Source organism: Streptomyces sp. NPDC089919 (genome assembly GCF_040684615.1).
GTDB lineage: Bacteria > Actinomycetota > Actinomycetes > Streptomycetales > Streptomycetaceae > Streptomyces.
The window spans coordinates 1-25,986 of record NZ_JBFBGK010000114.1 but is presented as its reverse complement, the minus strand read 5'-3'; the positions used below and the strand labels follow the sequence as shown (position 1 = coordinate 25,986).

The window sequence follows — 25,986 nt, the reverse complement described above, 5'->3', positions numbered from 1 at the left end:
CGGCCTGACCCTCAATTTCCTGGTGCTCGGCGACGCCGAGGCCGCGGCCGGCCTGCTGGACATGGTCACCGACCACGTGGCGGGTCTGGTCGTGCGGAGCCCGTACCTCCGCCAGCTCCGCCAGCTCGCGCGCGGTCCGCTCGATCACCCGGAAGCCGCGGTTGGGCAGGCACTCCACGGCCCCTTCGACCGCCAGCTGCTGCATCGCCTCGCGCACCGGCGTCGCGGAGACGCCGAAGCGCTCGCCCAGCGCGGGCCCGGAGTAGATCTCGCCGGGCACCAGCTCGCCGTCGACGAGTGCCGTCCGCAGCGCGTCGAGGATCTGCCCGCGCACCGAGTGCCGGGCGACCTTCTGGGAGCCGGACCCGGGCACCGCCTGGAACGGCACGAGCACCGGCACGCCCGGTTCGTCCGAGCGGGAGGCCGTCTCTGGCACGCGGTCCTCCTGGTGGTTCCGGGCTCCTCCCCGAGGATAGGCGATCCGCCCCCACCTGCGACGACGCCCGCCGAGAGGACCGTACGAACCCACCAGGCACCCCGCCCGCCGCCGGTCCGGGCGGACCCCGCCCTGTTCCCCGCCCCCCATTTCAGCTAAGGTAAGCCTTACCTGAATTCAACCCGGGGGGATCCCGTCATGCCCGTAGCCACCCTCACCGCCGGCTCTCCGGTGTCGGAGGCGTACGCGCGACTGACGGCGGCCGTGCCCGGGATGCGGGTCACCGAGCTGTCCGCCTGCGATCCGGTCCCGCGCGGTGCCGGCTGGGTCGGTGCGGACGAGCTCGCCGCGGGCGGGGACGCCCTGGCCGCCTTCCTCGCCTGGGACGACGCGCAGGTCCTGCGCGACCACGGCCGCCGGGGCCGCCCCGACGTGATCGCCGGCTTCGGCCTGCACCGGTACGCCTGGTACGCCTGCCTGCTCGTGACGGCCCCGTGGTTCCTGCTCCGACGGGTGCCCACGGTCCCGGTCGCGGGCACCGCCTTCCACCGGACCGAGCGCCGACTGGCCGTCCGGACCGAGGGCTTCGCCTGCCTGCCGGACGACCCGGCGGCCGGCCTGCCCGGCGCCCGGGTGGTGGCCGACGAGGCCGGACTGCGGGCGGAGGTGCGGACAGCGGTGGCCGCGCACTTCGCCCCGCTGCTCGACGGCTTCGGGCCCCGGCTGCGCCGCGGCCGGCGCGCCCAGTGGGGCATGGCCACCGACGAGGTGGTCGACGGCCTCTGGTACCTCGCGCAGCGACTGGGCGAGGAGGACCGGGCCCGGGCCGAGCTCGAGCTGCTGCTCCCCGCCAACCAGGCCGCCCCCTACACCGGGGCGCCCGGCTTCCGGAACCTGACCGCCCCCGACGGCCGCGAACTGCCCACCCGCGACCGGGTCAGCTGCTGCCTCTCCTACACCCTGGACCCCGCGGACACCTGTCTGTCCTGCCCGCGCACCTCGGACGCCGAGCGGCTGCGCCGCATGACGGAGGAAGCGGCCTGCTGAGCCGCACCACCCGGCCGGCCCTGCCACTCCACCCGAACTGATGCGAATAATCGAACTCAACTCCCATGAGGCGAGCTGGAGTTCGAGACAGATCGCCCTATCCGGAGGTCCGCGCACCTCATTGGCGTTCTCTTGCCCCGAAACCCGCGTGCGCCCCCGAGCCGATCCGCCACTATGTCGCCCGAACGCCGCTCACGCGATGCAAGGGACACCGGATGAGACTGACCGACATATCGCTGGACTGGCTGCTGCCCGGCAGCCTGCTGATCCTGGGCGTGCTTGCGGCAGTGGCGGTGCTGGCGCGCGGCCGGCGCGAGGGTGAGAAGGCGGCGGCCGAGGACAGTTGGGAGCGCAGCGAGGAGCGGCGGCGGCGCAAGGAGGCCGTCTACGGCACCGCCTCGTATGTCCTGCTCTTCTGCTGCGCCGCGGTGGCGGCGGCGCTCTCCTTCCACGGCCTGGTCGGCTTCGGCCGGCAGAACCTCAACCTCTCGGGCGGCTGGGAGTTCCTGGTCCCCTTCGGCCTGGACGGCGCGGCCATGTTCTGCTCGGTGCTCGCCGTCCGCGAGGCCAGCCACGGCGACGCGGCCCTCGGCTCCCGGCTGCTGGTGTGGATGTTCGCCGGGGCGGCGGCCTGGTTCAACTGGGTGCACGCGCCGCGGGGCCTGGGCCACGACGGGGCGCCGCAGTTCTTCTCCGGGATGTCCCTGTCCGCCGCCGTGCTCTTCGACCGGGCCCTCAAGCAGACCCGCCGGGCGGCCCTGCGCGAACAGGGCCTGGTTCCACGGCCGTTGCCGCAGATCCGGATCGTCCGCTGGCTGCGGGCGCCCCGCGAGACCTTCGGCGCCTGGTCGCTGATGCTGCTGGAGGGCGTCCGCACCCTCGACGAGGCGGTCGAGGAGGTCCGCGAAGACAAGCGGGAGAAGGAGCAGACCCGGTTGCGCCGCCGCGAGCAACAGCGCCTGGAACGGGCCCACCTGAAGGCCATAGGACGTCAGAACCGCGCCTTCGGCCGGCCCCGCGGCCGGCAGGTGGAGGTGCCGGGTCTGACCACCGGCTCGGGCTCCGCGCCGGTCGGCGCGGAGCCCGCCATAGCGGAACCGGGACAACTGCCCCTGTTGCAGCGGCCCTCCCTGCAGGCCGTCGGCGGCCTCGGCTCCCCTGAGTCGCGGACCGTGGACCTGACGGCGGAGGACGACACCCAGACCATCCCCCGCCTCGACTCACTGGAGCGCAAACTGAAGGATCTGGAGCAGCAGTTCGGCTGATCCCGGCACGGCTGAGGGGCATCGCGCGAGCGGTGCCCCTCAGCCGTCCAGTTCGAACCAGACCACCTTCCCGGCCCCCTGGAGGCTCACGCCCCAGTCGTCGGCCAGGGCCTGCACCAGCAGCAGCCCCCGTCCGCTCGTACCGTCGTCGGCGGCCGGTACGAGCGATCTGGGGTGCTTGGCGGTGTGGTCCCGGACCTCCACCCGGAGCCGGGCGGCGGCGAGGGTCGCGGTGACCTCGGCGCCCTGGTCGGTGTGGACGAGTGCGTTGGTGACCAGTTCGGTGGCCAACAGCTCGGCCACGTCGGTCGATTCGGGCCTCCCCCAATGCCGCAGTAACTCCCGCAGCGCCGCCCGGACCTCACCCACGGCCCGTAGGTCGGCGCGCCGCAGGGTGCGGCTCATGCGCAGTTCCGTTCCCTCCTCGTCGGCCGGCTCCCGCGCCGCGGGCAGCCCCCTTCTCCCCTGCTTGCCGGTCTTCGCCCCCACCCGCACGGCGAACGTCACCCCTTCCTCGAACAGGTCTACGGGATGCATGCCCCGCGCGGGACCGCACACTCCTGCCGGTCACCGCGGGCTACGGCCGCGGTACGTTGCGGAGGTTGGCTCGGGCCATCTGGAGCATCCGGCCGACCCCGCCGTCGAGCACGATCTTGCTGGCCGAGAGGGCGAATCCGGTCACCATCTCGGCGCTGATCCGCGGCGGGATGGACAGGGCGTTGGGATCGGTCACCACGTCCACCAGTGCAGGTCCCCTGTGTGCCAGGGCGTCCTTCAGCGCCCCGGCGAGGTGCTTGGGCTTCTCCACCCGCACCCCGTACGCCCCGGCGGCGCGGGCGATCGCGGCGAAGTCCGGGTTGTGGTTGGTCGTCCCGTACGACGGCAGACCGGATACGAGCATCTCCAACTCGACCATGCCCAGGGATGAGTTGTTGAACAGGATTACTTTGACGGGCAGGTCGTACTGCACGAGGGTGAGGAAATCTCCCATCAGCATGGAGAACCCGCCGTCGCCCGACATCGAGATCACCTGCCGGCCCCGGTCGCTGAACTGCGCCCCGATCGCCTGGGGCAGCGCGTTGGCCATCGATCCGTGACTGAAGGAGCCGATGATACGGCGCCGGCCGTTGGGGGAGAGATAGCGCGCCGCCCACACGTTGCACATTCCCGTGTCCACCGTGAACACCGCGTCGTCGGAGGCCAGTTCGTCCAGGACGGACGCGACGTACTCGGGGTGGATGGGGGTGTGCTTCTCCACCTTGCGCGTGTACGCCTTGACCACGCCCTCGAGCGCGTCGGCGTGCTTCTTGAGCATCTTGTCGAGGAAGCGCCGGTCGGTCTTGGCCCGCACCCGCGGGGTCAGCGAGCGCAGCGTCTCCCGTACGTCCCCCCAGACGGCGAGGTCCAGCCGGCAGCGCCGGCCCAGGTTCTCGGGCCGGACGTCCACCTGGGCGATCTTCACGTCGTCCGGCAGGAAGGCGTTGTACGGGAAGTCCGTGCCCAGCAGGATCAGCAGGTCGCACTCGTGCGTGGCCTCGTAGGCCGCGCCGTAGCCGAGCAGCCCGCTCATCCCCACGTCGTACGGGTTGTCGTACTGGATCCACTCCTTGCCGCGCAGGGCGTGCCCCACGGGCGACTTGACGCGCTCGGCGAACTGCATCACCTCGGCGTGCGCCCCGGCGGTGCCGCTGCCGCAGAAGAGCGTCACCCGGTCGGCCTCGTCGATCAGCCGGGCCAGCTTCTCGATCTCCGCGTCGCCGGGCCGGACCGAGGGCCGGGCGGTGATCAGGGCCTGCTCGGCGGGCTTGTCCGGGGCCGGCTGGGAGGCGACGTCCCCGGGCAGCGCGACCACGCTGACGCCGCTGCGCCCGACGGCGTGCGCGATGGCGCTCTGCAGCAGCCGGGGCATCTGGCGCGGGTTGGAGATCAGCTCGCTGTAGTGGGAGCACTCGCGGAAGAGCTGGTCCGGATGGGTCTCCTGGAAGTAGCCCAGGCCGATCTCGGCGGACGGGATGTGCGAGGCCAGGGCGAGCACCGGGGCCATCGAGCGGTGGGCGTCGTAGAGGCCGTTGATCAGGTGCAGGTTGCCGGGCCCGCAGGAGCCCGCGCAGGCCGCCAGCCGGCCGGTGACCTGGGCCTCGGCACCGGCCGCGAAGGCCGCGGTCTCCTCGTGCCGGACCTGGATCCACTCGATGCCGCCGGTCCGGCGGATGGCGTCGACGACGGGGTTGAGGCTGTCGCCGACCACGCCGTACAGCCGCTGCACCCCGGCGCGGACCAGGGTGTCGACGAACTGCTCCGCCACGTTCTGCTTGGCCATGACAGGGGGCGCCCTTCCGCTCCGGCGGTGTGTGCGCCTCCCATCAACTCATCATCCCGGCGGTTACGCCTCCCAGACCGCGGCGGCCGTGCGGTCGTCGGCGTACCCCTTGACGCGCAGCTGCGTGTCGGCGAGGAAGGTGGCAAGGCCGGGCGGTCCGCCGGCCGCCGGGCCCCAGCGGCCGGACAGCGCCTCCGGGAGCAGCGGCTCCTCCCGCATCGGTTCGGCCAGTCCGGCGGAGCACACGAGCAGGGTGTCCCCGGGCCGGGCCAGCGAGGCCCGGAACCGGAAGGACCCCTCGGCGCGGCCGTCCTCCAGGTCCTCCCAGGCCCCGCCACGGAGCCGGAAGGCCCCGCCCTCGCCGGTGCCGAAGGCGATGCGGGTGTGGCATTCGGGGTCGATCGGCAGCAGCAGGCAGCGCAGGCCGGTCGGTTCCGGGTACTCCTGGGAGCGCAGCCGGCCGTACGCGCGGTCGGTGAGGCGCTGCAGGCCCGAGCGGAGGTCGTCGCGGCGGCCGGCCCGGATGTCGTCCCCCAGCCGCTCCTGGCTGCGGCCGATCGCCCCGGCGATCCAGCGGCACAGCTCGGCGTCGGCCTGGGGGGCGCCCGGCACGGCCCGGTCGCCGCCGGCCACGGCGATCAGCACCAGGGCGTTGTCCCCGCCGCCGAAGCGGGCCGTGAGCAGGCAGTCCCGGCGGACCTCGCCGCGGTAGCGGGCCGAGTCCCCGCGCACGGAGGCGGCCCGCAGGGTGTAGCGGCCGTACCGGGCGCCTTCGAGGACGGTGTCGTGCACCAGCGCCTCCAGCCCGGCCGGGTCGGTCCTGGGCAGTACCCCGGGCTCGCCCTCGTAGGTCGGCGGCCGGTCCCCGAGGTAGCGCACCACCGGCCGGTGCGGATGGCCCGGGACCACCGGCCGGTGCGGGTGCCCGGGCGCGGCGCCGGCCGGTGGCGCGGGCGGCTCGGCGGGCGGCGGTGGCACGGCCGGCGGCCCGGCCACGGTCCCTTCCGGCCCGCCCGCGGCCCCGGGCGGCGGTACCGGCGGCAGCACCGGCGGCGGCCCGCTGCGCTGCGCGGGCAGCCCGGGCGCGTGGCCCTGGCCCTGCGAGGTCTCCCCGGCGAGCCGGCCGTCCCCGGGGGCGGCGGGCGGCGCCTCGGGCGGGGGCGGTACCGCCGGCTCCGGTCCGGCCGGTGGCCCCGCCTCCGCCCCGGGCGCCGGTACCGCGAGGTCCACCACCGTCGGCGGCGGCTCCGCGGGCCCGGACGGCGGCACGGGCGGCGACCCGGCCTCGGGCGGCGCGCCCGGCGGGGCGCCCGGCGGCGCCTCCCAGGGTGCCCGGGGCCGCGGCGGCAGCCCCCCGGCCTGGTGCGGGTCGGGCGCGGGCGGCCCGGCCGCCGGCTCCGGCCGGGCGGGCGGCACCCCCGGCGCGGGCGGCGCCGCGGGCGGCGCGCTGAGGTGGGACGCCGCGTGGAAGTGGGCGTCCAGGGACTCTCCGGACGGCGGCGAGGAGTCCGGCGGGAAGTCCTCGTAGAGGTTCCGCCACCAGTCGTCCGCGTCCCCCTGCTGACTCATGCCCTTATTGTCCACCGCGGAAGGCGGGCGAAAACCTCTGAAAGGTCGTCAAAGAAACGGGTCCGCCGGGCGATCACACCCCCCACGGGAAGATCGCCCGGCGGACCGGTCTGCGGACGGACGGCTAGCGCACTGCGTACGCCTGGGCCACCGTCTGGGTCACCGAGTTGCCGTTGGCGTCGGTGAGTTCGAGCTTCAGCGAGACCGACTTGCCGGTGGCACCGGCGTGGTCCACCACCGCGCTCCAGCCGGAGCCGCTGCGCACCGTCCGGGCCTCGGTCCACTGCTCGCCGTCGTAGGAGTACGACAGCTTGGCCGCGACCAGCTTCCCGGGCTGGTAGCCGGCGTGGCCCGAGGCGCCGAGGCCGAGCCGGAGGCCGTTGCGGGCCGCGACCGTCTTCGCGCCGTCCTCCGGCAGGGAGATCCGCGGGAAGAGGATGCCCAGCGGCTGCGAGTAGGCGTTCTCGTCGAGGTGCGAGCGGAAGGTCCAGGTGGTCTGGACGGCGGTGGACCGCTGCCACACCCGGGCCGGCTGGCCTATCTTCTCGATGCTCTGCGTCAGTTCGTACGTACCGTCCTCGGCGGGCACCTCGAAGACGCCGGAGGGGGACCAGCTGTCGCCGATGACCTCGCCGTCGCGCTTCAGCTGAAGGCTGCCGATGTCGCCGAAGCCGCCCGGCTGGGCGTAGTGGTCCCGGTCGCCCCACATCGCGGAGGCGAAGCCGATCAGGTTGCCCTGCCGTTCGGCGGCCAGCAGCTCGCCGCCGTCGGCGGCGCGCGGGGCGACCGGCCCGACCACGCCGTCGTACCAGCTCTCGGTGCGCCCGGCGGCCGCCTTATAGGTGCGCTGGCGGTCCGTCATGAACTCGCCCCACGGGAAGCTGCTGGCGACCATGTGGTCCCAGGCCGTGGGTCCGGCGGTGTAGAACTCGGTGCGGGCGCCGGGCACCGCGACGGTGTCCAGGCTGCCGAAGAACACCGCCTGGCCCAGCGGCCGGTAGGCGCCGACCATGTCGATGAAGTCGGCGGCCACGCCCATCGAGCGGTACGTGGCGCGGACCGCGCCGAGCTGCCGGTCGTGCACCCGGTAGGTGCGGTCACCGCGCACCGCCCCGGTCTCCGGGAAGGCCAGGTTGTAGACGTACGGGCTCTTCGCCGTGGCCTGCCAGGCGAGGGTGACCTTGCCGCCGGCCAGCCGGGCCAGCAGCGCCTGCGCCTCGGCCGCCTCGATCGTCAGGGTGGGCAGGGAGCCGCCGGCGTAGCCGGTGAAGGCGGTCCAGCGGCCGGGGGTGCCCCGGTACAGCAGGAGGGCCCTGGCCCCGGCCGCCTGGGCGTCCCGGGCCAGTTCGTAGGTGTTGGTCCCGTCGGTGGCGACCAGCGCGACGGCCCCCTTGACGCCGGCCGCGGCCAGCTCCGCGGGGGTGCCGGTCTTGGCGTCGACCAGGGCGGCGCGGCTCCGGCCGTCGAGGTTGTCGCTGCCGGTGCTGGCGGTGATCGGGTGCAGCACCGGGCCGCCGACCGCCTTCAGTTCGGAGACCAGCGGCGCGGCGGCGCGCCAGTAGCTGCCGAACTCGAAGGTCCCGTGCGCGGGCCGGGCGTCGACCGAGGCGTAGTACCCGCGCAGGGTCCGGCCGCCCTGGGCGGTGCCGGCGTGCATCCAGTTGTCGCCCCAGGTGCGGGCGAAGGACAGGGTGCCGCTGCGGACCTCGGCGGGCCGGTCGGCGGCGACCTTCAGCCGGGCGGCCTTGCGGGCGTCGAGGACGACGGTCATCGCCTTGCGGACCTCGAGCTGCGGGCGGCCGAGGTAGCTGACCGAGTCCAGCAGCGTCGGGTCCGGGCCGGCGTCGGGGGTGGCGATGAAGCTGGAGAGGAAGTACGAGCCCGGGCGGACCCGGTAGACCTGGTCGGCCGAGCCCTCGTTGAAGCGGCGCTCGCCGCTGGCGTCGTCGGTGCCGATGAGGTCCACGGACGAGGGGCCGTCGGCCGGGTGGCCGGCCCGGTCGACCAGCTTGACCCGCAGGGTGACCGTCTCCGGCTGGACGTACAGCGAGAAGGGGGTGGAGACGGTGGTGCTGCCCGCGGTGGCCAGCACCCGGCCGGTGATGTCGCCGTACTGGGCGCGGGTGAGGTGCGCGGTCGGGTCCAGGGCGAGCGGGACCTTGACGGTCGCGCCGGCCGGGACGGTGACGGTGCGCTTGCCGAGCCGCGCGACCGGGGCCCGGACGGCCGAGCCGTCGTTGCCGGTGACCTGCTGGAGGGCGAGGTCGAGGGTGACGGGCTTGGTGCCGGAGTTGGTGTACGGCAGCCAGGCGGTGGTGCGGTCGGTGCGGTCCTGGGGCCAGTTGAAGCTGCCGCCCTGGACGGCGGGGGCGCCGGTGACCGTGGTGGTGATGGCGGCGTAGACGTCGAGCCGGCCGCCGCCGGTCTGGTGGGCGTCGCCGGGGATCCGCGGGTTCGCGGAGGAGACCAGGGCCGCCTTGATCTGCTGGGCGCTCCAGTCGGGGTGGCGCTGCTTGACGATGGCGGCGGCGCCCGCGACGTGCGGGGTGGCCATCGAGGTACCGGACATCGACTGGTAGGCGTACACGCCCCGGCCGCCCGCGTTGGCCGCGGAGATGTTCACGCCGGGGGCGGCGATCTCGGGCTTGAGGGTGTGCGCCAGGCCGGCCGGGCCGCGGCTGGAGAAGGAGGCCGTGGAGTCGTCCCGGTCCACCGCGCCGACGGTCAGCACGCTGGGCGCGCAGCCCGGCGAGGAGACGGTGTTCGGGCCGGGTCCGGCGTTGCCCGCGGCGATGACGAAGAGGGTGCCGGTGCTCTGCGCGAGGCGTTCGGCGGCCTGGCTCATCGGGTCGGTGCAGTCGGTCTCGGAGGGGTTGCCCAGGCTCATGGAGACCACGTCGGCCTTGTTGGCGACGGCCCACTCCATGCCGGCGATGATCCACGAGTCCTGGCCGAAGCCCTGGTCGTTGAGGACCTTGCCGTTCATGAGCTGGGTGCCGGGGGCGACGCCCCGCTTCGCGCCGTGGCTGGCGGCGCCGGAGCCGCCGACGGTGGAGATGGTGTGGGTGCCGTGGCCCTGGTGGTCGTCGGCGCTGTCCGAGTCGGTGAAGTTCTCGGTGGCGGCGATCCGGCCCTTGAGGTCGGGGTGCTCGGCGTCGGCGCCGGTGTCGAGGACGGCGACCTTGGTGCCCTTGCCGTCGTAGCCGGCGGCCCAGGCGCGGGTGGCGTTGATCTGCCGGGTGGAGCGCTCGAGGGTGGCCTGGGTCTTGCCGTCCAGCCAGAGCTTCTTGAGCCGGTTGGTGGTGCGCGAGCGGGGGTTCTGGAGGTCCGCCCAGAAGCGCGCCGCCTGCTGCTTGTCGGCGGTGAGGGCCACCGCGTCGACGGAGTCGAGGACCGCGCGCCGCTCGGCGCCGCTGGGGGCGGCCGGGGCGCTGCGGGAGACGTCGACGCCTCCGTCGTAGACGGCGATCAGCGGGAGCTTCTTGGTGTGCGCGTCGTCGTAGCCCTGCCGGATGAGGCCGGTGACGTTGAACAGGCGCTCGTCGACCTTGCCGGCGGCGAGGGCCGCGACGGCGCTCTGCGGGTAGACGTACAGGTCCTTGCCCGACTGGCGGGTCTGGACGAGCGGCTGGCTGCCGTCCTCGCGGGGCAGCGCGGTGGCGGCGGTGCGGCCGGCCGCGTCGGTGCTCACCAGCACGCGGTCGCCGGTGACGAGGGTCACCGTGACCGGGCCGGTGCGCCGCTGGGCGGCGCTCTCGCTGCCCACCAGCGGGTGCTTCGCCGGGCTTCCGCTTCCGTGCGGTGCCGGCTGTGCCAGCGCGGTGGACGGGGCGACCGCGGTGACGGCGAGGACGGCCGTGGTGGCCATCCCCAACGCCGTACGCGTTATCGGGCGCATCGCTCTCCCAGGGTCAATTCCGGCCTACATGGCCAAGCGGCGGTAATCGGACACGCCAAATGGCTTGTGACCAGCGGATGTTGGTGCTGCGGTGGCGCAACCTTGGCAGAGCGGCACCCGGTGCGGTGATGATGTTCCCCGGCGGGTTTGCGCCGTGGCTGTTTTCCGCCGCGGGACCCGGTCCCGCGGCGCCGGAGGGAGGGGTGGTTGGGGTGTTGGGTGCCCTAGGTCTCGATGAGGCTCAGGAGTCCGCTTATCGCGTGCTGGTCGCCCTGGGGGCGGCCGAGACGCCCGATCTGGCGCACCGGCTGACGCTGCCGGTGCCGCAGACCGAACGCGCGCTGCGGCACCTGGAGCGGCACGGCCTCGCCGCGCAGTCCTCGGCCCGGCCGGGCCGCTGGGTGGCCGCCCCGCCCGGGGTGGCCCTGGGGGCGCTGCTGACCCAGCAGCGGCACGAGCTGGAGCAGGCCGAGCTGGCGGCGGCCCTGCTGGCCGAGGAGTACCGGGCGGAGGCGGCGGAGCCGGCCGTGCACGACCTGGTCGAGGTGGTGACCGGGGCCAGCGCAGTGGCGCACCGTTTCGTCCAGCTCCAGCTCGGTGCGGCCGAGGAAGTGTGCGCGCTGGTCACCGGGCAGCCCCAGGTGGTCACCGGTACCGACAACGAGGCCGAGGAGCGGGCGGCGGACCGCGGGGTGGAGTACCGGGTGGTGATCGAGCGGGACGTGCTCGGCCTGCCGAACGGCCTGGTGGAGGCCACCACCGCGCTCGGCCGGGGCGAGCAGGTCCGGGTCATCGGGCGGGTGCCGACCAAGCTGGTGATCGCGGACCGGAGCCTGGCGATGGTGCCCCTGACCGGCCGCGGCAGCGCCGAGCCGGCCGCGCTGGTGGTGCACGCCAGCGGACTGCTGGAGTCGCTGATGGGCCTCTTCGAGGCGGTCTGGCGGCAGGCGCTGCCGCTGCGGCTGGGCCCCTCGGGCCAGGTGGCCGAGGACACCTCCGTACCGGACACCGCGGACCTGCAGATCCTGTCGCTGCTGCTGTCGGGCATGACGGACGCCAGCGTGGCCAAGCACCTGGACCTCGGCCTGCGGACCGTGCAGCGCCGCGTCAAGGGCCTGATGGAGCTGACCGGGGTGACCACCCGCCTCCAGCTCGGCTGGCACGCGTACGAACGGGGCTGGGTGGCCCGCTGACCAGCGCGCTTGGGTGGCCCGACGGCAGTCGGTCCGGCAGGCTGATGCAATGGACCTGCCCGAGCAACTCCTGGTGGGCCTGGTGCTGCTGCTGGGGGTCCTCGGCGTGCTGGTGCCGGGCGTGCCGGGCACCTGGCTGGTCTGGGCGGGGCTGCTGTGGTGGTGCCTGCACGAGCGGACCGGGCTGGCGTGGGTGCTGCTGGTGGGCTCGACGGCGCTGCTGCTGGTGATCCAGGTGGTGAAGTGGCTGCTGCCGCCGCGCCACCTGCGCGGCACGGGGGTCACCCGGCGGATGGTGGTCTACGCGGGCTGCGGCGCGCTGCTGGGCTTCTTCCTGCTGCCGGTGCTGGGGGCGGTACCGGGCTTCGTGGGCGGGATCTACTTGTGCGAGCGGCTGCGCCTGGGCAGCCGGGGCGAGGCCGCCGCCTCCACCCGCGTCGTCATGCGCGCCGTCGGCACGAGCGTCCTGGTCGAGCTCTTCGCCTGCCTCCTCGTAGCCGGCGCCTGGCTGGGCGCCGTCCTCTGGGGCTGACCCCCGCGCATCCCGATCGCCCGCCCCCGAAGCCCCCCTCCCCCAGACCTAAGCCCCCAGCCCGATGCGCCCGGGCCCCTCCCCCGGCGAAGCTGATGGGCATGAGGGACTTCGACGGCTTCACGGAAGCCGAGCGCGCGTATCTCGCGGAACAGCGGCTCGGGCGGTTGGCCACGGTGGACGCCGCGGGCCAGCCGCAGGCCAATCCGGTGGGGTTCTTCCCGCAGGAGGACGGGACGGTCCTGGTCGGCGGGATGGCCATGGGGGACTCGAAGAAGTGGCGCAATCTGCTCGCGAACCGGAAGCTCGCCCTGGTCGTGGACGACCTGGCGAGCACCCGGCCCTGGCGGGTCCGCGGTGTCGAGATCCGCGGCGAGGCCGAGCTGCGCACCGGCCCGCACGACCTGGGCCCCCACTTCAGCCAGGAGGTCATCGCCATCCACCCCCGCCGCATCCACAGCTGGGGCCTGGACTGACACCCGGCGACCGCCCACGGGGGGGCGGCCGCCGGGTAGGCCGTACGACGCCGACGAGCGGCGAACGGACGGCAGCCGCACGAACGCCGGACGCAGCCACGCCGGACGTCAGGCGACCGCCACCCCGCCTCAGTAGTCCGTCCGGCCGCCCCGCTTGGCGGCGTAGTTGGCGCGGCCCTCGGAGCTCTTCATCTTCCAGTCGCGGCGGAGGTCGGCCCGCAGCCGGGCGTCGGTCTTGGCGACGATGCGCTGGTTCTCGCGCAGCAGCTTGCGGTAGCTCTCCAGCCGCCGGTGCGGGAGTTCACCGCTGTCGAGGGCGGCCAGCACCGCGCAGCCGGGCTCCGCCTCGTGGGCGCAGTCCTGGAAGCGGCAGCGGGCCGCGTACTCCTCGATCTCCGAGAAGACCTGGCCCACGCCCGCCTCGGCGTCCCACAGGCCGACGCCGCGCAGCCCCGGCGTGTCGATCAGTACGCCCCCGCCCGGCAGGGCGAGCAGGTTGCGGGTGGTCGTGGTGTGCCGGCCCTTGCCGTCGACGTCGCGGGTGGCCTGGACGTCCATGACGTCCGCCCCCAGCAGCGCGTTGGCCAGGGTGGACTTGCCCGCGCCGGAGGTGCCGAGCAGCACGCTGGTGCCGTCGGCGACCACCGCGGCCAGCACGTCGGTGCCCTCGCCGGTGTGCGAACTGACGGTGAGCACCTGGACCCCGGGCGCGGCGGACTCCACGTCCTGCACCAGGTGGGCCAGGGTGACCGGGTCCGGCACCAGGTCGGCCTTGGTCAGGACCAGCAGCGGCTGCGCGCCGGACTCCCAGGCCAGGGCCAGGAAGCGCTCGATGCGCCCGAGGTCCGGGTCCAGGGCGAGCGAGACCGCGATGATCGCGTGGTCGACGTTGGCGGCGAGGATCTGCCCCTCGGACCGCTGGGAGGAGGTGGAGCGCACGAAGGCGGTCCGGCGCGGCAGGTACGCCTTCACGTAGCGCGGGTTGCCGTGGGCCTCCACGGCCGCCCAGTCGCCGGTGCAGATGACCCGGAGCGGGTCGTGGGGGGTGACGAAGGCGGTGTCGGCCCGGACCGGACCGGCTTCGGTGACGAGGTCGCACTGGCCGCGGTCGACCCGGACCACCCGGCCGGGGACCAGGCCCTGGTCGGCGTACGGCTCGAAGGCCGCGGCCCAGGCGTCGTCCCAGCCGAGGGCACGCAGGGTGGGGAAGTCCGAGATCGACGAAGCGGTCTGCGGGAAGGAGAGAGACAAGGGGAACCCTTCACAAGGGTGGCCCCGGCTGCCGCGCGGCGGTGCCGTGCGGAGACTGCCGCCCGGCGGTGCCGGTGCGGAAGGAGGAAAGGGTGAAGGTCAGCCGGAGGCCACGGAGATGGCGGAGACGAGCTTCTGAATGCGGGCAGCGCCCTGCGTGACGACACTCATCGAGGTCCACCTCCAGCTCTTGTGAAACGGCTTGACCGGTCCGGGGGCGTGGCGCCCCTCGAACACGTCACGACGATAACGGAGGCCCCGCGGCCGCCGCCAATTCTTTTTCGGCTGCCCCCGGCTTCCTTCCGCACCCGCTCAGTGCCGCCAGTGGCTCTCCTTGCGGAGCCGGGCCTGGACGTCGTCCGGAGGCAGGAACTTCGACCAGCGCTCGGGGAACTCCGAGGGCATCCCGCCGTCGTCCTCGTCGTCCTCCGACTCGCCCTCGGCCAGCGCCCGCCAGGCCGCCGCCCGGGCCACCAGCTGGGCCGCCTCGGCCTCCTTGACGCGTTCGTTGGCCTCGCGGGCGGCCGCGGTGGCCACCGAGGGCCACACCCGGTCGATGGCCGCGTTGACCGCGGCCCCCACGAGCACCGCGAAGGCCGAGATGCCGATCCACAGCAGCACCGCCACCGGGGCGGCCAGTGAGCCGTAGATCGTCGGCCCCTCGACGGTGTTGGTGAGGTAGATCCGCAACAGGAAGCTGCCCAGCACCCACATGGCGAGGGCGACCAGCGCCCCCGGCACGTCCTCGATCCAGGGCGACCGGACCGGCACCGACACGTGGTACAGCGTGGTCAGGAAGGCCACCGACAGCAGCGTGACGGTGGGCCAGTACAGGACGGAGATGACCTCCGTGCTCCAGGGCACGATCCGCACCACCGCGTCCGGGCCCACCACCATCAGCGGCAGCACCACCGCGCCGATCAGCAGGGCGACGACGTAGAGCAGGAAGGCCAGCAGCCGGGTCTTGACGATGCCGCGGTGCCCGTCGAGGCCGTACATGACGGTGATGGTGTCGATGAAGACGTTCACCGCGCGGGAGCCGGACCAGAGGGCGAAGGCGAAACCGAGCGAGATGATGTCCGGCCGGCCGCGGCTGGTGACGTCGTCCAGCAGCGGCTTGGCGACGTCGTTGACGCCCCGGTCGGACAGGACCGTGCCGACCGCGTTGAGGATGTTCTCCTCGATGCTGGCGACGGTGGTGCCGTGGGTCCAGCCGTCCACGTAGCCGAGCAGGCCGATCAGGCCCAGGAACAGCGGCGGCAGGGACAGCAGGGTGAAGAAGGCCGCCTCGGCCGCGAGCCCGAGGATGCGGTACTCGATGCACGAATTGACCGTGTCCTTGAGCAGCAGCCAGGCCATCTTGCGCTTGGAGACGTTGCGGTACAGGGCTCTGGCCCTGTGGAGCCGCCCCGGTGGGGGCTCGGGTGTTTCGTTTGCTGCCTGCACGTCTTTACCGTATCGGCATGGCACCCAGCACCCATACCGTGACCAATCAGGTCCCGCCACTGACCGGGTACGACGTCTTCGGTACCGATCTTGCACTGGCGGCGGGGGTGGCCCGGCACCTGCCCCCCGAACTCCTGGACGACGCACGGGCGGAGCTCGCCTGGAACGGCCGCGCGGCGGGGTCCGCGCAGGTCCAGGAGTGGGCCGCGCGGGCGGAGCGCAACACGCCGCGGCTGCGCACCCACGACCGGTCCGGACACCGGGTCGACGAGGTGGAGTTCGACCCGGCCTGGCACCGGCTGCTCGGGCGGGCGGTGTCCTCGGGGCTCACCGACGCCTGGGACCGGCCGGGCGGCCACGTCCGGCGCGCCGCCGGGTTCTACGTGTGGACCCAGGCCGAGGCCTCCCACCTGTGCCCGGTGTCCATGACCCACGCGGCGGTACCGGCGCTGCGGGCCGAGCCGGAACTCGCCGCCGAGTGGGTGCCGAAGGCCGTGTCCCGGGTGTACGAGCGGGAGCTGCGGCCGGTGGCGGCCAAGCCGGGCGTCCTGCTCGGCATGGCGATGACCGAGAAGCAGGGCGGCAGCGACGTACGGGCCGGCACCACGGCCGCCCGGCCGCTGGCCGCGGCCGGCGAGTACCTGCTGACCGGGCACAAGTGGTTCTGCTCGGCGCCGATGAGCGACGGCTTCCTGGTGCTGGCGAAGGTGGCCGGCCCGGACGGCGACACGGCCGACGCCGCGCCGACCTGCTTCCTGGTGCCGCGGGTACTGCCGGACGGCGGCCGCAACCCCTTCCGGCTCCAGCGCCTCAAGGACAAGCTCGGCAACCGCGCGAACGCCTCGGCGGAGGTGGAGTTCGACGGCACCTGGGCCCGCCGGGTCGGCGAGGAGGAGCGCGGGCTGCGCACCATCATGCCGATGGTGGCCGCCACCCGGCTCGACTGCGTGGCCGGTTCGGCGGCGCTGATGCGCCAGGCGCTGGTGCAGGCCGCGCACCATGCGGCGCACCGTTCCGCCTTCGGCTCGAAGCTGGCCGACAAACCGCTGATGCGCAACGTCCTGGCCGACCTGGCCGTGGAGTCGGAGGCGGCGACCACGCTGCTGCTGCGGCTGGCGGCGGCGCTGGACGCGGACACCGACGCGGAGCGGGCCTTCGCCCGGATCGCGGTGCCGGTGGCGAAGTTCTGGGTGACCAAGCGCTGCACCCCGGTGGTGGCCGAGGCGCTGGAGTGCTTGGGCGGCAACGGGTACGTGGAGGAGTCGGTGCTGCCGCGGCTGCTGCGGGAGTCCCCGCTGAACTCCCTGTGGGAGGGCTCGGGCAACGTCCAGGCGCTGGACGTGCTGCGGGTCCTCCAGGGCGAGCCGATGGCGCTGAACGCCTTCCTCCAGGAGGTGGGGCGGGCCCGGGGCGCCGACCACCGGCTGGACGCGGCGATCCGGGGGCTGCTGACCGAGCTGGCCGACCTGGAGGGCATCGAGGCGCGGGCCCGGCGGCTGGCCGAGCGGATGGCGCTGGTGCTCCAGGGGGCACTGCTGGTGCGGTGGGCCCCGCCGGAGGTGGCGGACGCCTTCTGCGCGGCGCGGCTGGGCGGGGACGGCGGGGCGTCCTTCGGGACGCTGCCGCACACCCTGGACCTCGGGTCGATCGTGGACCGGATCCTGCCGGGGTGATTCCGGTTCGCGGGCATGCGTAGGGGGTGGCACCGCGCCGACTCGGCACCACCCCCGACACTTCGCCCCGAGGAGGAGCTGCAACACCGTCGAACGGCGTTGCGCACAGTTTCGGTCGGCTGACCGGGACTTGGCGAGGGTTGCACACCGTTGCAACCCTTACCGCGCGCGGGCCGCGCGGGCCCCGGACCGGACCAGGCTGGTGCGTTGCGGGGTCCGTGACGCACAATCCGGTTCAGTACGGGGAGGATCCGGTGACCGACGCCGCTGTCGACTTGGCCAGGCTCTCGGCCATGGATGCCGGGCAGGCGTCGCGCCTGCTCAAGGGCATCCGGTCCGCCGCGCTGTCCGGACGGCGGCCGCCGGCCGCGCCCCGCCCGGACATCGCCGAGTCCTGGCGCCGGATGCTGGCGCGCGGGGTCCACCCGGACCGGGACAACCGGTCGCGGATGCTGACCTTGGCCGAAACCGAGCAGCGGCGGGGCGCCTCCCCGCTGCGCGAGGTGTTGCCGGTGTTGCGGGAGGGGCTGCTGCCCACGCTGGACGAGTCGCTGCACATCATGGTCGTCGCCGACGCGGAGGGCCGGCTGCTGTGGCGCGAGGGGCACACCTCGATCCTCAAGAAGGCGGACCGGCTGGGCTTCGAGGTCGGGGCCGACTGGGACGAGCGGGTGGTGGGCACCAACGGCGTCGGGACGGCGCTGGTGACCCGCCGGCCGGTCCAGGTCTTCTCGGCGGAGCACTTCGTCAGCAGCCATCACGACTGGACCTGCGCCGGAGCCCCGATCCACGATCCCCGGGACGGGCGGCTGCTCGGGGTGGTGGACGTGAGTGGTCCGCTGGCGACGATGCACCCGGCGACGCTGGCGTGGGTGTCCTCGGTGGCCCGGCTGGCGGAGAGCGCGCTGGAGGTGCGGCACCTGCGGGCCCTGGAGGGGCTGCGGACGGTGGCCGCGCCGCTGGTGGCCCGGCTGGCCGGCCGGGCGCTGGCGGTGGACGCGCAGGGCTGGCCGGCCGCGGTGACCGGGATGAGCGCCCCGGAGCGGGTGCCGCTGCCGAAGTCCTTCGGGCCGGGTCCGGTGTGGCTGCCGGCGCTGGGCGACTGCGTGGTGGAGCCGCTGCCGGGCGGCTGGCTGATCCGCGTCACGGAGGCGCGGACCGCCGGCGAGGCCAGCCGGCTGCGGCTGGACCTGCGCGGGCCCCGGTGGACGGCCACCGTCTCCGGGGCGGCCGGCAGCTGGACCCACGAGCTCAGCCCGCGCCACGCCGAGCTGCTGTTCCTGCTGTCCCGCTCGGGGCCCGGCGGGCCGCGCGAGGGCTGGTCGGCGGCCGAGCTGGCGGCGGAGATCTTCGGCGACCCGACCCGGACCGTGACGGTGCGCGCCGAGCTGTCGCGGGTGCGGCGGCACCTGGCGGGGGTAATGGCGCACCGGCCGTACCGGTTCGCCGAGGACGTGCGGGTCGAGGTGCTGGCGCCGGCCGACCCGGTCGGGCTGCTGCCGCACTCCACGGCGCCCACCGTGGTCGGGGCCCGCTTGGGGCCCGGCTGCCGGCCGTGATTCCCTGGCGGGCATGAGCATCACTCTCACCACCTGGTCGCTGGAGCAGACCTCGCCCGCGGACCTCACCCCCGCGGCCGGCACCCTCGGCGACGGCATCCGCATCGAGCGGGCCGAGGTGCCCTCGCCCGAGTTCAGCCGCTTCCTGTACGCCTCGGTCGGCCAGGACATCCACTGGACGGACCGGCTCGCGCTCTCCTACGAGGAGTGGACGAAGTACCTGGCCCGCCCCGGGGTCGAGACCTGGGTGGCCTACGACCGGGGCACCCCGGCGGGGTACGTCGAGCTGGACCCGCAGGACGACGGCGTGGTGGAGATCATGTACTTCGGCCTGCTGCCGGCCTTCCGCGGCCGGCGCATCGGCGGGCACCTGCTGAGCGTGGGCACCGCCCGGGCCTGGGACCTGGCCGACCGCTGGCCGGACCGGGAGCCGACCCGCCGGGTGTGGGTGCACACCTGCAGCCAGGACGGGCCGACCGCCATGGACAACTACCAGCGCCGCGGCTTCCGGGTCTTCCGGACCGAGACGGAGGAGAAGGCGGAGGGCCCGACCCCGGGCCCCTGGCCCGGCGCCTGACCGCCCGGCCGTGACGGGGCCCGGGGGTGTCCCCCGGGCCCCTTCTGTGGTGATCCACGCCACAGCGTCTCGCGATTCGAGACCTTCTCGTCCACATGACGGACACTAGTGGACTCCTCCAAGCGCCGCGTGCCACGCTTCCGCCATGACTGGAGCTGGAATTGCCTTGGTGAGTCGGCGGCACGTCGACCTCGGCCGCGTGTCCAGCGCCATCTGTCCGGCGGGCTGACCGAACCAGCCACGCCGCTCTTTCGCCGTCCCCGTCGTCGCGGACGCGTCGATCCCCCTGAGGCCGAAACAGGCCCCCGTGTACCCGAAACGGGGCCCCGCTTCGCCGCACCCGCACGCATCCGTGCAGGTCACCGCAGTAACGGGGTCATTGCCGCCGCTTCTTTTCCCCTGCCCCCGCCGCCACTGAAGGACGTACCGCCATGGCCGCCACCCCCGAACAGCCCACCGCAGCAGCCGCGCGCCGCAAGACCGGCCGCCACCGCGGCGAAGGCCAGTGGGCCGTCGGCCACTTCACGCCCCTCAACGGCAACGAGCAGTTCAAGAAGGACGACGACGGTCTCAATGTGCGGACACGCATTGAGACGATCTACTCCAAGGCCGGATTCGACTCGATCGACCCCAACGACCTGCGCGGACGCATGCGCTGGTGGGGCCTGTACACCCAGCGCAAGCCCGGGATCGACGGCGGCAAGACCGCGATCCTGGAGCCCGAGGAGCTGGACGACGAGTTCTTCATGCTGCGCGTCCGCATCGACGGCGGCCGGCTGACCACCGAGCAGCTGCGGGTCATCGGCGAGATCTCGCAGGAGTTCGCCCGCGGCACCGCCGACGTCACCGACCGCCAGAACGTCCAGTACCACTGGATCCGGATCGAGGACGTCCCGGAGATCTGGAACCGCCTGGAGGCGGTCGGCCTGTCGACCACCGAGGCCTGCGGCGACACCCCGCGCGTCATCCTGGGCTCGCCGGTGGCCGGCATCGCCGAGGACGAGATCATCGACGGCACCCCCGCCATCGACGAGATCTACCGCCGCATCGTGGGCAACAAGGACTTCTCCAACCTGCCCCGCAAGTTCAAGTCCGCGGTCTCCGGCTCCCCGCTGCTGGACGTGGCCCACGAGATCAACGACATCGCCTTCGTCGGCGTGGAGCACCCCGAGCACGGCCCCGGCTTCGACGTCTGGGTCGGCGGCGGCCTCTCCACCAACCCCAAGCTGGGCGTCCGGCTGGGCACCTGGGTCTCCCTGGAGGAGGTCCCGGACGTCTACACCGGCGTCATCTCGATCTTCCGCGACTACGGCTACCGCCGGCTGCGCAACCGCGCCCGCCTGAAGTTCCTGGTCGCCGACTGGGGCCCGGAGAAGTTCCGCCGGGTCCTGGAGGACGAGTACCTGGAGCGCAAGCTGACCGACGGCCCCGCCCCGGCCCAGCCGGTGCAGCAGTGGCGCGACCACGTCGGCGTGCACCGCCAGAAGGACGGCCGCTTCTACGTGGGCTTCGCCCCGCGGGTCGGCCGCGTGGACGGCGCCACCCTCACCAAGATCGCGGACATCGCGGAGAGCCACGGCTCGGGCCGGGTGCGCACCACCGCCGAGCAGAAGATGATCGTGCTCGACGTCGAGGAGGCCCAGGTCGACTCGCTGGTCTCCGCCCTGGAGGCGCTGGACCTGCGGGTCAAGCCGTCCCCCTTCCGGCGCGGCACCATGGCCTGCACCGGCATCGAGTTCTGCAAGCTGGCCATCGTCGACACCAAGGACCGCGGGTCCTCGCTGATCGACGAGCTGGAGCGCCGGCTGCCGGACTTCGCCGAACCGCTCACCATCAACATCAACGGCTGCCCGAACGCCTGCGCCCGTATCCAGGTGGCGGACATCGGTCTCAAGGGCCAGCTGGTCCTGGACGACGAGGGCAACCAGGTCGAGGGCTTCCAGGTGCACCTGGGCGGCGCCCTGGGCCTGGAGGCCGGCTTCGGCCGCAAGGTCCGCGGCCTCAAGGTCACCTCGGCCGAGCTGCCCGACTACGTCGAGCGCGTGGTCACCCGCTTCGAGGCCGAGCGCACCGAGGGCGAGCGGTTCGCCGCCTGGGTCGCCCGCGCCGACGAGAAGAGCCTGTCGTGAGCGAGCGCGCCGCCCCCTTCTACTGCCCGTACTGCGGCGACGAGGACCTGTTCCCCAACGAGCAGGGGCACGGCGCCTGGGAATGCCGGTCGTGCAATCGAGCCTTCCAGCTGAAGTACCTCGGGCTGCTGGCCCGCGGTTTTCAGTCCAACGACGCTGGAGGGGAAGAGATATGACGACGACTGCGCAGACCGGTGAGCTGAAGGCGCTGGCCGAGCAGGCCGGCCGGGACCTCGAGGACGCCTCGGCCCTGGAGATCCTCGCCTGGGCCGTGGAGCACTTCGGCCCGCGCTTCTGCGTCACCTCCTCCATGGAGGACGCGGTGGTCGCCCACCTCGCCGCCCGGGTCCGCCCCGGCGTGGACGTGGTCTTCCTGGACACGGGCTACCACTTCGAGGAGACCATCGGCACCCGCGACGCGGTCGAGGCCGTGATGGACGTCAAGGTCATCACCCTCACCCCCCGCCAGAGCGTGGCCGAGCAGGACGCCGAGTACGGCCCGAAGCTGCACGACCGGGACCCGGACCTGTGCTGCGCGCTGCGCAAGGTCAAGCCGCTGGAGGAGGGCCTGACCGGGTACGACGCGTGGGCCACCGGCCTGCGCCGCGAGGAGTCCCCCACCCGGGCGAACACCCCCGTGGTCGGCTGGGACGAGAAGCGGCAGAAGGTCAAGGTCTCGCCGATCGCCCGCTGGACCCAGGACGACGTGGACGCCTACGTCACCGAGCACGGCGTGCTCACCAACCCGCTGCTGATGGACGGCTACGCCTCGGTCGGCTGCGCCCCCTGCACCCGCCGGGTCGCGGCGGGCGAGGACGCCCGCGCCGGCCGCTGGGCGGGCCGGGCCAAGACCGAGTGCGGGCTGCACGGCTGATGACGGAACGTACGGAGAAGCAGATGAGCGTGACGGACCAGGGTGCCACCGTATGGCTGACCGGTCTGCCGAGCGCGGGCAAGACCACCATCGCCTACGCGCTGGCCGAGCGGCTGCGCGGCGAGGGCCACCGGGTGGAGGTGCTCGACGGGGACGAGATCCGCGAGTTCCTTTCCGCGGGCCTCGGCTTCAGCCGCGAGGACCGGCACACCAACGTCCAGCGGATCGGCTTCGTCGCCGAACTGCTCGCGAGCAACGGCGTCAAGGCGCTGGTCCCGGTGATCGCCCCCTTCGCGGACAGCCGGGAGGCGGTCGCGAAGCGGCACGCCGCCGCCGGCACGACCTACCTCGAGGTGCACGTGGCCACCCCGGTCGAGGTCTGCTCCGAGCGGGACGTGAAGGGCCTCTACGCCAAGCAGGCCGCGGGCGAGATCTCCGGGCTCACCGGGGTCGACGACCCGTACGAGGCCCCCACGGCCCCGGACCTGCGGATCGAGTCGCACACCCAGTCCGTCACCGAGTCCGCGGCGTCGCTGTTCGCGCTGCTCAACGAGAGGGGTCTGGCATGACCACGGTCGCCCACCTGCACGGGGACACCGACGCTCCCTACGCGCTGTCCCACCTGGACTCCCTGGAGTCCGAGGCGGTGCACATCTTCCGCGAGGTGGCGGGCGAGTTCGAGAAGCCGGTGATCCTCTTCTCCGGCGGCAAGGACTCCATCGTCATGCTGCACCTGGCGCTCAAGGCCTTCGCCCCGGCGCCGGTCCCCTTCACGCTGCTGCACGTCGACACCGGGCACAACTTCCCCGAGGTCATCGAGTACCGCGACCGCGCGGTGGCGAAGCACAACCTGCGCCTGCACGTGGCCTCGGTGCAGGAGTACATCGACGCCGGCAAGCTGCGCGAGCGGCCCGACGGGGTCCGCAACCCGCTGCAGACCGTCCCGCTGACCGAGGCGATCCAGCAGCTGAAGTTCGACGCGGTCTTCGGCGGCGGCCGCCGCGACGAGGAGAAGGCCCGCGCCAAGGAGCGGGTGTTCTCGCTGCGCGACGAGTTCTCCCAGTGGGACCCGCGCCGCCAGCGCCCCGAGCTGTGGCAGCTCTACAACGGCCGGCACGCCGCCGGCGAGCACGTGCGCGTCTTCCCGCTCTCCAACTGGACCGAGCTGGACGTGTGGCAGTACATCGCCCGCGAGGGCATCGAGCTGCCGGAGATCTACTTCGCCCACGAGCGCGAGGTCTTCACCCGCAACGGCATGTGGCTGACCGCCGGCGAGTGGGGCGGCCCGAAGGCGACCGAGCAGGTCGAGACCCGGCTGGTCCGCTACCGGACGGTCGGCGACATGTCCTGCACCGGTGCCGTCGACTCCGACGCCACCACGCTCGACGCGGTGATCGCCGAGATCGCCGTCTCCCGCCTCACCGAGCGGGGCGCGACCCGGGCGGACGACAAGCTGTCCGAGGCCGCGATGGAAGACCGCAAGCGCGAAGGGTACTTCTAGCCATGACCAGCACCACCGAGCAGCTCAGCGCCACCACGCTGCTGCGCTTCGCCACCGCGGGTTCCGTCGACGACGGCAAGTCCACCCTGGTCGGCCGCCTGCTGCACGACTCGAAGTCGGTCCTGGAGGACCAGCTCGAGGCCGTGGAGCGGGTCTCCGCCGACCGCGGGCAGGACGCCCCGGACCTCGCGCTGCTCACCGACGGCCTGCGGGCCGAGCGGGAGCAGGGCATCACCATCGACGTGGCGTACCGCTACTTCGCCACCGCGCGCCGCCGGTTCATCCTGGCCGACACGCCGGGGCACGTGCAGTACACCCGGAACATGGTCACCGGCGCCTCCACGGCCGAGCTGGCCGTGGTCCTGGTCGACGCGCGCAACGGCGTGGTCGAGCAGACCCGCCGGCACGCGGCCGTCGCCGCCCTGCTGCGCGTCCCGCACGTGGTCCTCGCGGTCAACAAGATGGACCTGGTCGACTTCGAGGAGCAGGTCTTCGCGAAGATCGCCGAGGAGTTCACCGCGTACGCCTCGGAGCTGGGCGTGCCGGAGATCACCGCCATCCCGATCTCGGCGCTGGCCGGGGACAACGTGGTCGAGCCCTCCGCGACCATGGACTGGTACGGCGGCCCGACGGTGCTGGAGCACCTGGAGACCGTCCCGGTCAGCCACGACCTGACCGCCTGCCCGGCCCGCTTCCCGGTGCAGTACGTGATCCGCCCGCAGAGCGCCGAGCACCCCGACTACCGCGGCTACGCGGGCCAGATCGCCTCGGGCGTGCTGCGGGTCGGCGAGGCCGTGACCGTGCTGCCTTCCGGCCGCACCTCGGTGATCGAGGGCATCGACGCCCTCGGCGAGAGCGTGGACATCGCCTGGGCGCCGCAGTCGGTGACGCTGCGGCTGGCGGACGACATCGACATCTCGCGCGGCGACCTGATCGCGCCGACCGCCAGCGCGCCGGCGATCACCCAGGACGTCGTGGCGACCGTCTGCCACGTGGCCGACCAGCCGCTGACCGTGGGCGCCCGGGTGCTGCTCAAGCACACCACGCGCACGGTGAAGGCGATCGTCAAGGAGATCCCCTCCAAGCTGACGCTGGACGACCTGTCCCAGCACCCGGAGCCCGGGCAGCTGGTGGCCAACGACATCGGCCGGGTCGTGGTGCGCACCGCCGAGCCGCTGGCGCTCGACACCTACGCCTCCTCGCGCCGCACCGGGTCCTTCCTGCTGATCGACCCGGCGGACGGCACGACGCTGACGGCCGGCATGGCGGGCGAGGCCTTCGCCGCCAAGCCCGCGGCCGAGGCCGACGCGGCCGACGACGGCTGGGACTTCTGACGTGCCCGCCGACGTCTTCTCCACCTTCGCGAAGGAGGGCGGCCGGGTAGGGAGCGGCGCCCTCGGCAGCGGCCAGGGAGGGGTGGGCCGATGTGTGCGATGACGTACGCGCACTGCCCGCGCGCCCTCCCGCCGTACCCGCCCCCGCGAAGATCCGAAGCCTTCCCGGCCGCGTACCCGGACCAGTGATCCGGAGTACGTGAGTCCCGGGCCTCCGAGAGGAACCCCTCCCGTGCCTGCCACCCGCACCTCCCCGCACCGCCCGCTCCTCGCCGCCGCGGCGCTCCCGCTGCTGGCCGGCCTCCTCGCCTCGTGCGGGTACGGCTCCCAGGCCGCGGAGGACGGGCCGGCGAACGTGGCGGCCACCGGCAAGAAGCTCTCCGCCGACGAGGTCCGGATCGGCTACTTCCCGAACCTGACCCATGCGACGGCGCTGGTGGGTGTGCAGGAGGGCCTGATCGCCAAGGAGTTGGGCGGCACGAAGCTGGCCGCGCAGACCTTCAACGCCGGCCCTTCCGAGATCGAGGCCCTCAACGGCGGCTCCCTCGACATCGGCTTCATCGGCCCCTCGCCCTCGATCAACGCCTACGTCAAGTCCAAGGGCGCGGCCCTGCGGATCATCTCCGGTGCGGCCTCAGGCGGCGTGAAGCTGGTCGTGAACCCGGACAAGATCAAGACCCTCGACGAGGTCAAGGGCAAGAAGATCGCCACTCCCCAGAAGGGGAACACCCAGGACGTCGCCTTCCTCAACTGGATCGGCACCAAGGGCTGGAAGGTCGACCCCGAGAGCGGCAAGGGCGACGTGTCGGTGGTCCGCACCGACAACAAGGTCACCCCCGACGCCTACAAGTCCGGCTCCATCGACGGCGCCTGGGTCCCCGAACCCACCGCCTCCAAGCTCGTCTC

Annotated in this window: 23 protein-coding genes; 16 read left to right on the top strand and 7 right to left on the bottom strand. The window is 73.4% G+C overall.

Annotated features, from left to right (window positions below; all coding sequences use genetic code 11):
- Window positions 1–394: GntR family transcriptional regulator (locus AB0O40_RS31990; protein WP_365048926.1), on the bottom strand; the 394-nt coding region annotated here is incomplete at its 3' end.
- A gap of 240 nt (window positions 395–634) precedes the next feature.
- Here AB0O40_RS31990 and AB0O40_RS31985 point away from each other — a divergent pair.
- Together AB0O40_RS31985 and AB0O40_RS31980 are read left to right on the top strand one after the other, a co-directional pair.
- Entirely contained in the window at window positions 635–1,483 is an 849-nt protein-coding gene (locus AB0O40_RS31985; RefSeq protein WP_365048917.1) for a (2Fe-2S)-binding protein, read from the top strand.
- A gap of 215 nt (window positions 1,484–1,698) precedes the next feature.
- Window positions 1,699–2,748: a DUF2637 domain-containing protein gene (locus tag AB0O40_RS31980; protein ID WP_365048915.1), complete on the top strand. Its 1,050-nt coding sequence runs from the start codon at window positions 1,699–1,701 to the stop codon at window positions 2,746–2,748.
- A 39-nt stretch (window positions 2,749–2,787) separates the two neighbouring features.
- Here the strand turns inward: AB0O40_RS31980 and AB0O40_RS31975 are convergent, their stop codons facing one another.
- The 4 genes from AB0O40_RS31975 to AB0O40_RS31960 all read right to left on the bottom strand — a co-directional run bounded on the left by AB0O40_RS31975 (window position 2,788) and on the right by AB0O40_RS31960 (window position 10,535).
- The gene (locus AB0O40_RS31975; RefSeq protein ID WP_365048925.1) at window positions 2,788–3,153 is read right to left on the bottom strand and encodes an ATP-binding protein; all 366 of its coding nucleotides are present in this window, start codon (window positions 3,151–3,153) and stop codon (window positions 2,788–2,790) included.
- A 172-nt stretch (window positions 3,154–3,325) separates the two neighbouring features.
- Entirely contained in the window at window positions 3,326–5,068 is a 1,743-nt protein-coding gene (locus tag AB0O40_RS31970; RefSeq protein ID WP_365048913.1) for a pyruvate dehydrogenase, read from the bottom strand.
- 63 nt (window positions 5,069–5,131) lie between these two features.
- Window positions 5,132–6,637: a hypothetical protein gene (locus tag AB0O40_RS31965; RefSeq protein ID WP_365048912.1), complete on the bottom strand. Its 1,506-nt coding sequence runs from the start codon at window positions 6,635–6,637 to the stop codon at window positions 5,132–5,134.
- Between the two features lie 124 nt (window positions 6,638–6,761).
- Window positions 6,762–10,535, bottom strand: coding sequence for a S8 family peptidase (locus AB0O40_RS31960; protein ID WP_365048910.1), 3,774 nt, complete (start codon window positions 10,533–10,535; stop codon window positions 6,762–6,764).
- Between the two features lie 212 nt (window positions 10,536–10,747).
- Here AB0O40_RS31960 and AB0O40_RS31955 point away from each other — a divergent pair, with 212 nt between their 5' ends.
- The 3 genes from AB0O40_RS31955 to AB0O40_RS31945 all read left to right on the top strand — a co-directional run bounded on the left by AB0O40_RS31955 (window position 10,748) and on the right by AB0O40_RS31945 (window position 12,736).
- Window positions 10,748–11,728 carry a helix-turn-helix domain-containing protein gene (locus AB0O40_RS31955; protein WP_365048908.1) on the top strand — a complete coding sequence of 327 codons (981 nt, stop codon included), beginning with the start codon at window positions 10,748–10,750 and terminating at the stop codon, window positions 11,726–11,728.
- Window positions 11,729–11,777: 49 nt separating this feature from the next.
- The gene (locus AB0O40_RS31950; RefSeq protein WP_365048906.1) at window positions 11,778–12,260 is read left to right on the top strand and encodes a DUF456 domain-containing protein; all 483 of its coding nucleotides are present in this window, start codon (window positions 11,778–11,780) and stop codon (window positions 12,258–12,260) included.
- 101 nt (window positions 12,261–12,361) lie between these two features.
- On the top strand, window positions 12,362–12,736 hold the full coding sequence (locus AB0O40_RS31945; RefSeq protein ID WP_365048904.1) for a PPOX class F420-dependent oxidoreductase: 375 nt from the start codon (window positions 12,362–12,364) through the stop codon (window positions 12,734–12,736).
- Window positions 12,737–12,865: 129 nt separating this feature from the next.
- Here the strand turns inward: AB0O40_RS31945 and rsgA are convergent, their stop codons facing one another.
- The gene (rsgA, locus tag AB0O40_RS31940) at window positions 12,866–13,954 is read right to left on the bottom strand and encodes a ribosome small subunit-dependent GTPase A (RefSeq protein ID WP_365048923.1); all 1,089 of its coding nucleotides are present in this window, start codon (window positions 13,952–13,954) and stop codon (window positions 12,866–12,868) included.
- Window positions 13,955–14,299: 345 nt separating this feature from the next.
- A complete protein-coding gene (locus AB0O40_RS31935) occupies window positions 14,300–15,433 on the bottom strand; it encodes a YihY/virulence factor BrkB family protein (RefSeq protein WP_365048903.1) in 1,134 nt (377 codons plus the stop codon).
- Window positions 15,434–15,450: 17 nt separating this feature from the next.
- On the opposite strand from AB0O40_RS31935, the gene AB0O40_RS31930 reads away from it, so the two are divergent.
- The 11 genes from AB0O40_RS31930 to AB0O40_RS31880 form a co-directional block, all read left to right on the top strand.
- Window positions 15,451–17,106 carry an acyl-CoA dehydrogenase family protein gene (locus tag AB0O40_RS31930; RefSeq protein WP_365048901.1) on the top strand — a complete coding sequence of 552 codons (1,656 nt, stop codon included), beginning with the start codon at window positions 15,451–15,453 and terminating at the stop codon, window positions 17,104–17,106.
- Between the two features lie 293 nt (window positions 17,107–17,399).
- Window positions 17,400–18,665, top strand: a complete 1,266-nt coding sequence (locus tag AB0O40_RS31925; protein ID WP_365048921.1) for a GAF domain-containing protein — start codon at window positions 17,400–17,402, stop codon at window positions 18,663–18,665.
- Between the two features lie 13 nt (window positions 18,666–18,678).
- Window positions 18,679–19,242, top strand: a complete 564-nt coding sequence (locus AB0O40_RS31920) for a GNAT family N-acetyltransferase (RefSeq protein ID WP_365048899.1) — start codon at window positions 18,679–18,681, stop codon at window positions 19,240–19,242.
- Window positions 19,243–19,387: 145 nt separating this feature from the next.
- A complete protein-coding gene (locus tag AB0O40_RS31915) occupies window positions 19,388–19,471 on the top strand; it encodes a putative leader peptide (protein WP_365048919.1) in 84 nt (27 codons plus the stop codon).
- Between the two features lie 202 nt (window positions 19,472–19,673).
- Window positions 19,674–21,371, top strand: a complete 1,698-nt coding sequence (locus AB0O40_RS31910) for a nitrite/sulfite reductase (protein WP_365048897.1) — start codon at window positions 19,674–19,676, stop codon at window positions 21,369–21,371.
- The gene (locus AB0O40_RS31905) at window positions 21,368–21,547 is read left to right on the top strand and encodes a hypothetical protein (protein ID WP_365048895.1); all 180 of its coding nucleotides are present in this window, start codon (window positions 21,368–21,370) and stop codon (window positions 21,545–21,547) included. Before AB0O40_RS31910 ends, AB0O40_RS31905 begins: the two co-directional genes overlap by 4 nt.
- Window positions 21,544–22,245, top strand: coding sequence for a phosphoadenylyl-sulfate reductase (locus AB0O40_RS31900; protein WP_365048893.1), 702 nt, complete (start codon window positions 21,544–21,546; stop codon window positions 22,243–22,245). Before AB0O40_RS31905 ends, AB0O40_RS31900 begins: the two co-directional genes overlap by 4 nt.
- A gap of 23 nt (window positions 22,246–22,268) precedes the next feature.
- The gene (gene cysC, locus AB0O40_RS31895) at window positions 22,269–22,814 is read left to right on the top strand and encodes an adenylyl-sulfate kinase (protein ID WP_365048891.1); all 546 of its coding nucleotides are present in this window, start codon (window positions 22,269–22,271) and stop codon (window positions 22,812–22,814) included.
- Window positions 22,811–23,746 (top strand): sulfate adenylyltransferase subunit CysD, encoded by a 936-nt coding sequence (cysD, locus tag AB0O40_RS31890; protein WP_365048890.1) that lies wholly within the window; start codon window positions 22,811–22,813, stop codon window positions 23,744–23,746. Before cysC ends, cysD begins: the two co-directional genes overlap by 4 nt.
- 2 nt (window positions 23,747–23,748) lie before the next feature.
- The gene (locus tag AB0O40_RS31885; RefSeq protein WP_365048888.1) at window positions 23,749–25,080 is read left to right on the top strand and encodes a GTP-binding protein; all 1,332 of its coding nucleotides are present in this window, start codon (window positions 23,749–23,751) and stop codon (window positions 25,078–25,080) included.
- A 232-nt stretch (window positions 25,081–25,312) separates the two neighbouring features.
- Window positions 25,313–25,986, top strand: a 674-nt coding sequence (locus AB0O40_RS31880; protein WP_365048886.1) for an ABC transporter substrate-binding protein, incomplete at its 3' end; no start/stop codon positions are given.

Bases quoted from the DNA above. Each gene is read 5' to 3' on its own strand.
- AB0O40_RS31985 (WP_365048917.1), top strand. From the start codon at position 635: ATGCCCGTAGCCACCCTCACCGCCGGCTCTCCGGTGTCGGAGGCGTAC.
- AB0O40_RS31980 (WP_365048915.1), top strand. From the start codon at position 1,699: ATGAGACTGACCGACATATCGCTGGACTGGCTGCTGCCCGGCAGCCTG.
- AB0O40_RS31975 (WP_365048925.1), bottom strand. From the start codon at position 3,153: ATGAGCCGCACCCTGCGGCGCGCCGACCTACGGGCCGTGGGTGAGGTC.
- AB0O40_RS31970 (WP_365048913.1), bottom strand. From the start codon at position 5,068: ATGGCCAAGCAGAACGTGGCGGAGCAGTTCGTCGACACCCTGGTCCGC.
- AB0O40_RS31965 (WP_365048912.1), bottom strand. From the start codon at position 6,637: ATGAGTCAGCAGGGGGACGCGGACGACTGGTGGCGGAACCTCTACGAG.
- AB0O40_RS31960 (WP_365048910.1), bottom strand. From the start codon at position 10,535: ATGCGCCCGATAACGCGTACGGCGTTGGGGATGGCCACCACGGCCGTC.
- AB0O40_RS31950 (WP_365048906.1), top strand. From the start codon at position 11,778: ATGGACCTGCCCGAGCAACTCCTGGTGGGCCTGGTGCTGCTGCTGGGG.
- AB0O40_RS31945 (WP_365048904.1), top strand. From the start codon at position 12,362: ATGAGGGACTTCGACGGCTTCACGGAAGCCGAGCGCGCGTATCTCGCG.
- AB0O40_RS31930 (WP_365048901.1), top strand. From the start codon at position 15,451: ATGGCACCCAGCACCCATACCGTGACCAATCAGGTCCCGCCACTGACC.
- AB0O40_RS31925 (WP_365048921.1), top strand. From the start codon at position 17,400: ATGGATGCCGGGCAGGCGTCGCGCCTGCTCAAGGGCATCCGGTCCGCC.
- AB0O40_RS31920 (WP_365048899.1), top strand. From the start codon at position 18,679: ATGAGCATCACTCTCACCACCTGGTCGCTGGAGCAGACCTCGCCCGCG.
- AB0O40_RS31915 (WP_365048919.1), top strand. From the start codon at position 19,388: ATGACTGGAGCTGGAATTGCCTTGGTGAGTCGGCGGCACGTCGACCTC.
- AB0O40_RS31910 (WP_365048897.1), top strand. From the start codon at position 19,674: ATGGCCGCCACCCCCGAACAGCCCACCGCAGCAGCCGCGCGCCGCAAG.
- AB0O40_RS31900 (WP_365048893.1), top strand. From the start codon at position 21,544: ATGACGACGACTGCGCAGACCGGTGAGCTGAAGGCGCTGGCCGAGCAG.
- cysC (WP_365048891.1), top strand. From the start codon at position 22,269: ATGAGCGTGACGGACCAGGGTGCCACCGTATGGCTGACCGGTCTGCCG.
- cysD (WP_365048890.1), top strand. From the start codon at position 22,811: ATGACCACGGTCGCCCACCTGCACGGGGACACCGACGCTCCCTACGCG.
- AB0O40_RS31885 (WP_365048888.1), top strand. From the start codon at position 23,749: ATGACCAGCACCACCGAGCAGCTCAGCGCCACCACGCTGCTGCGCTTC.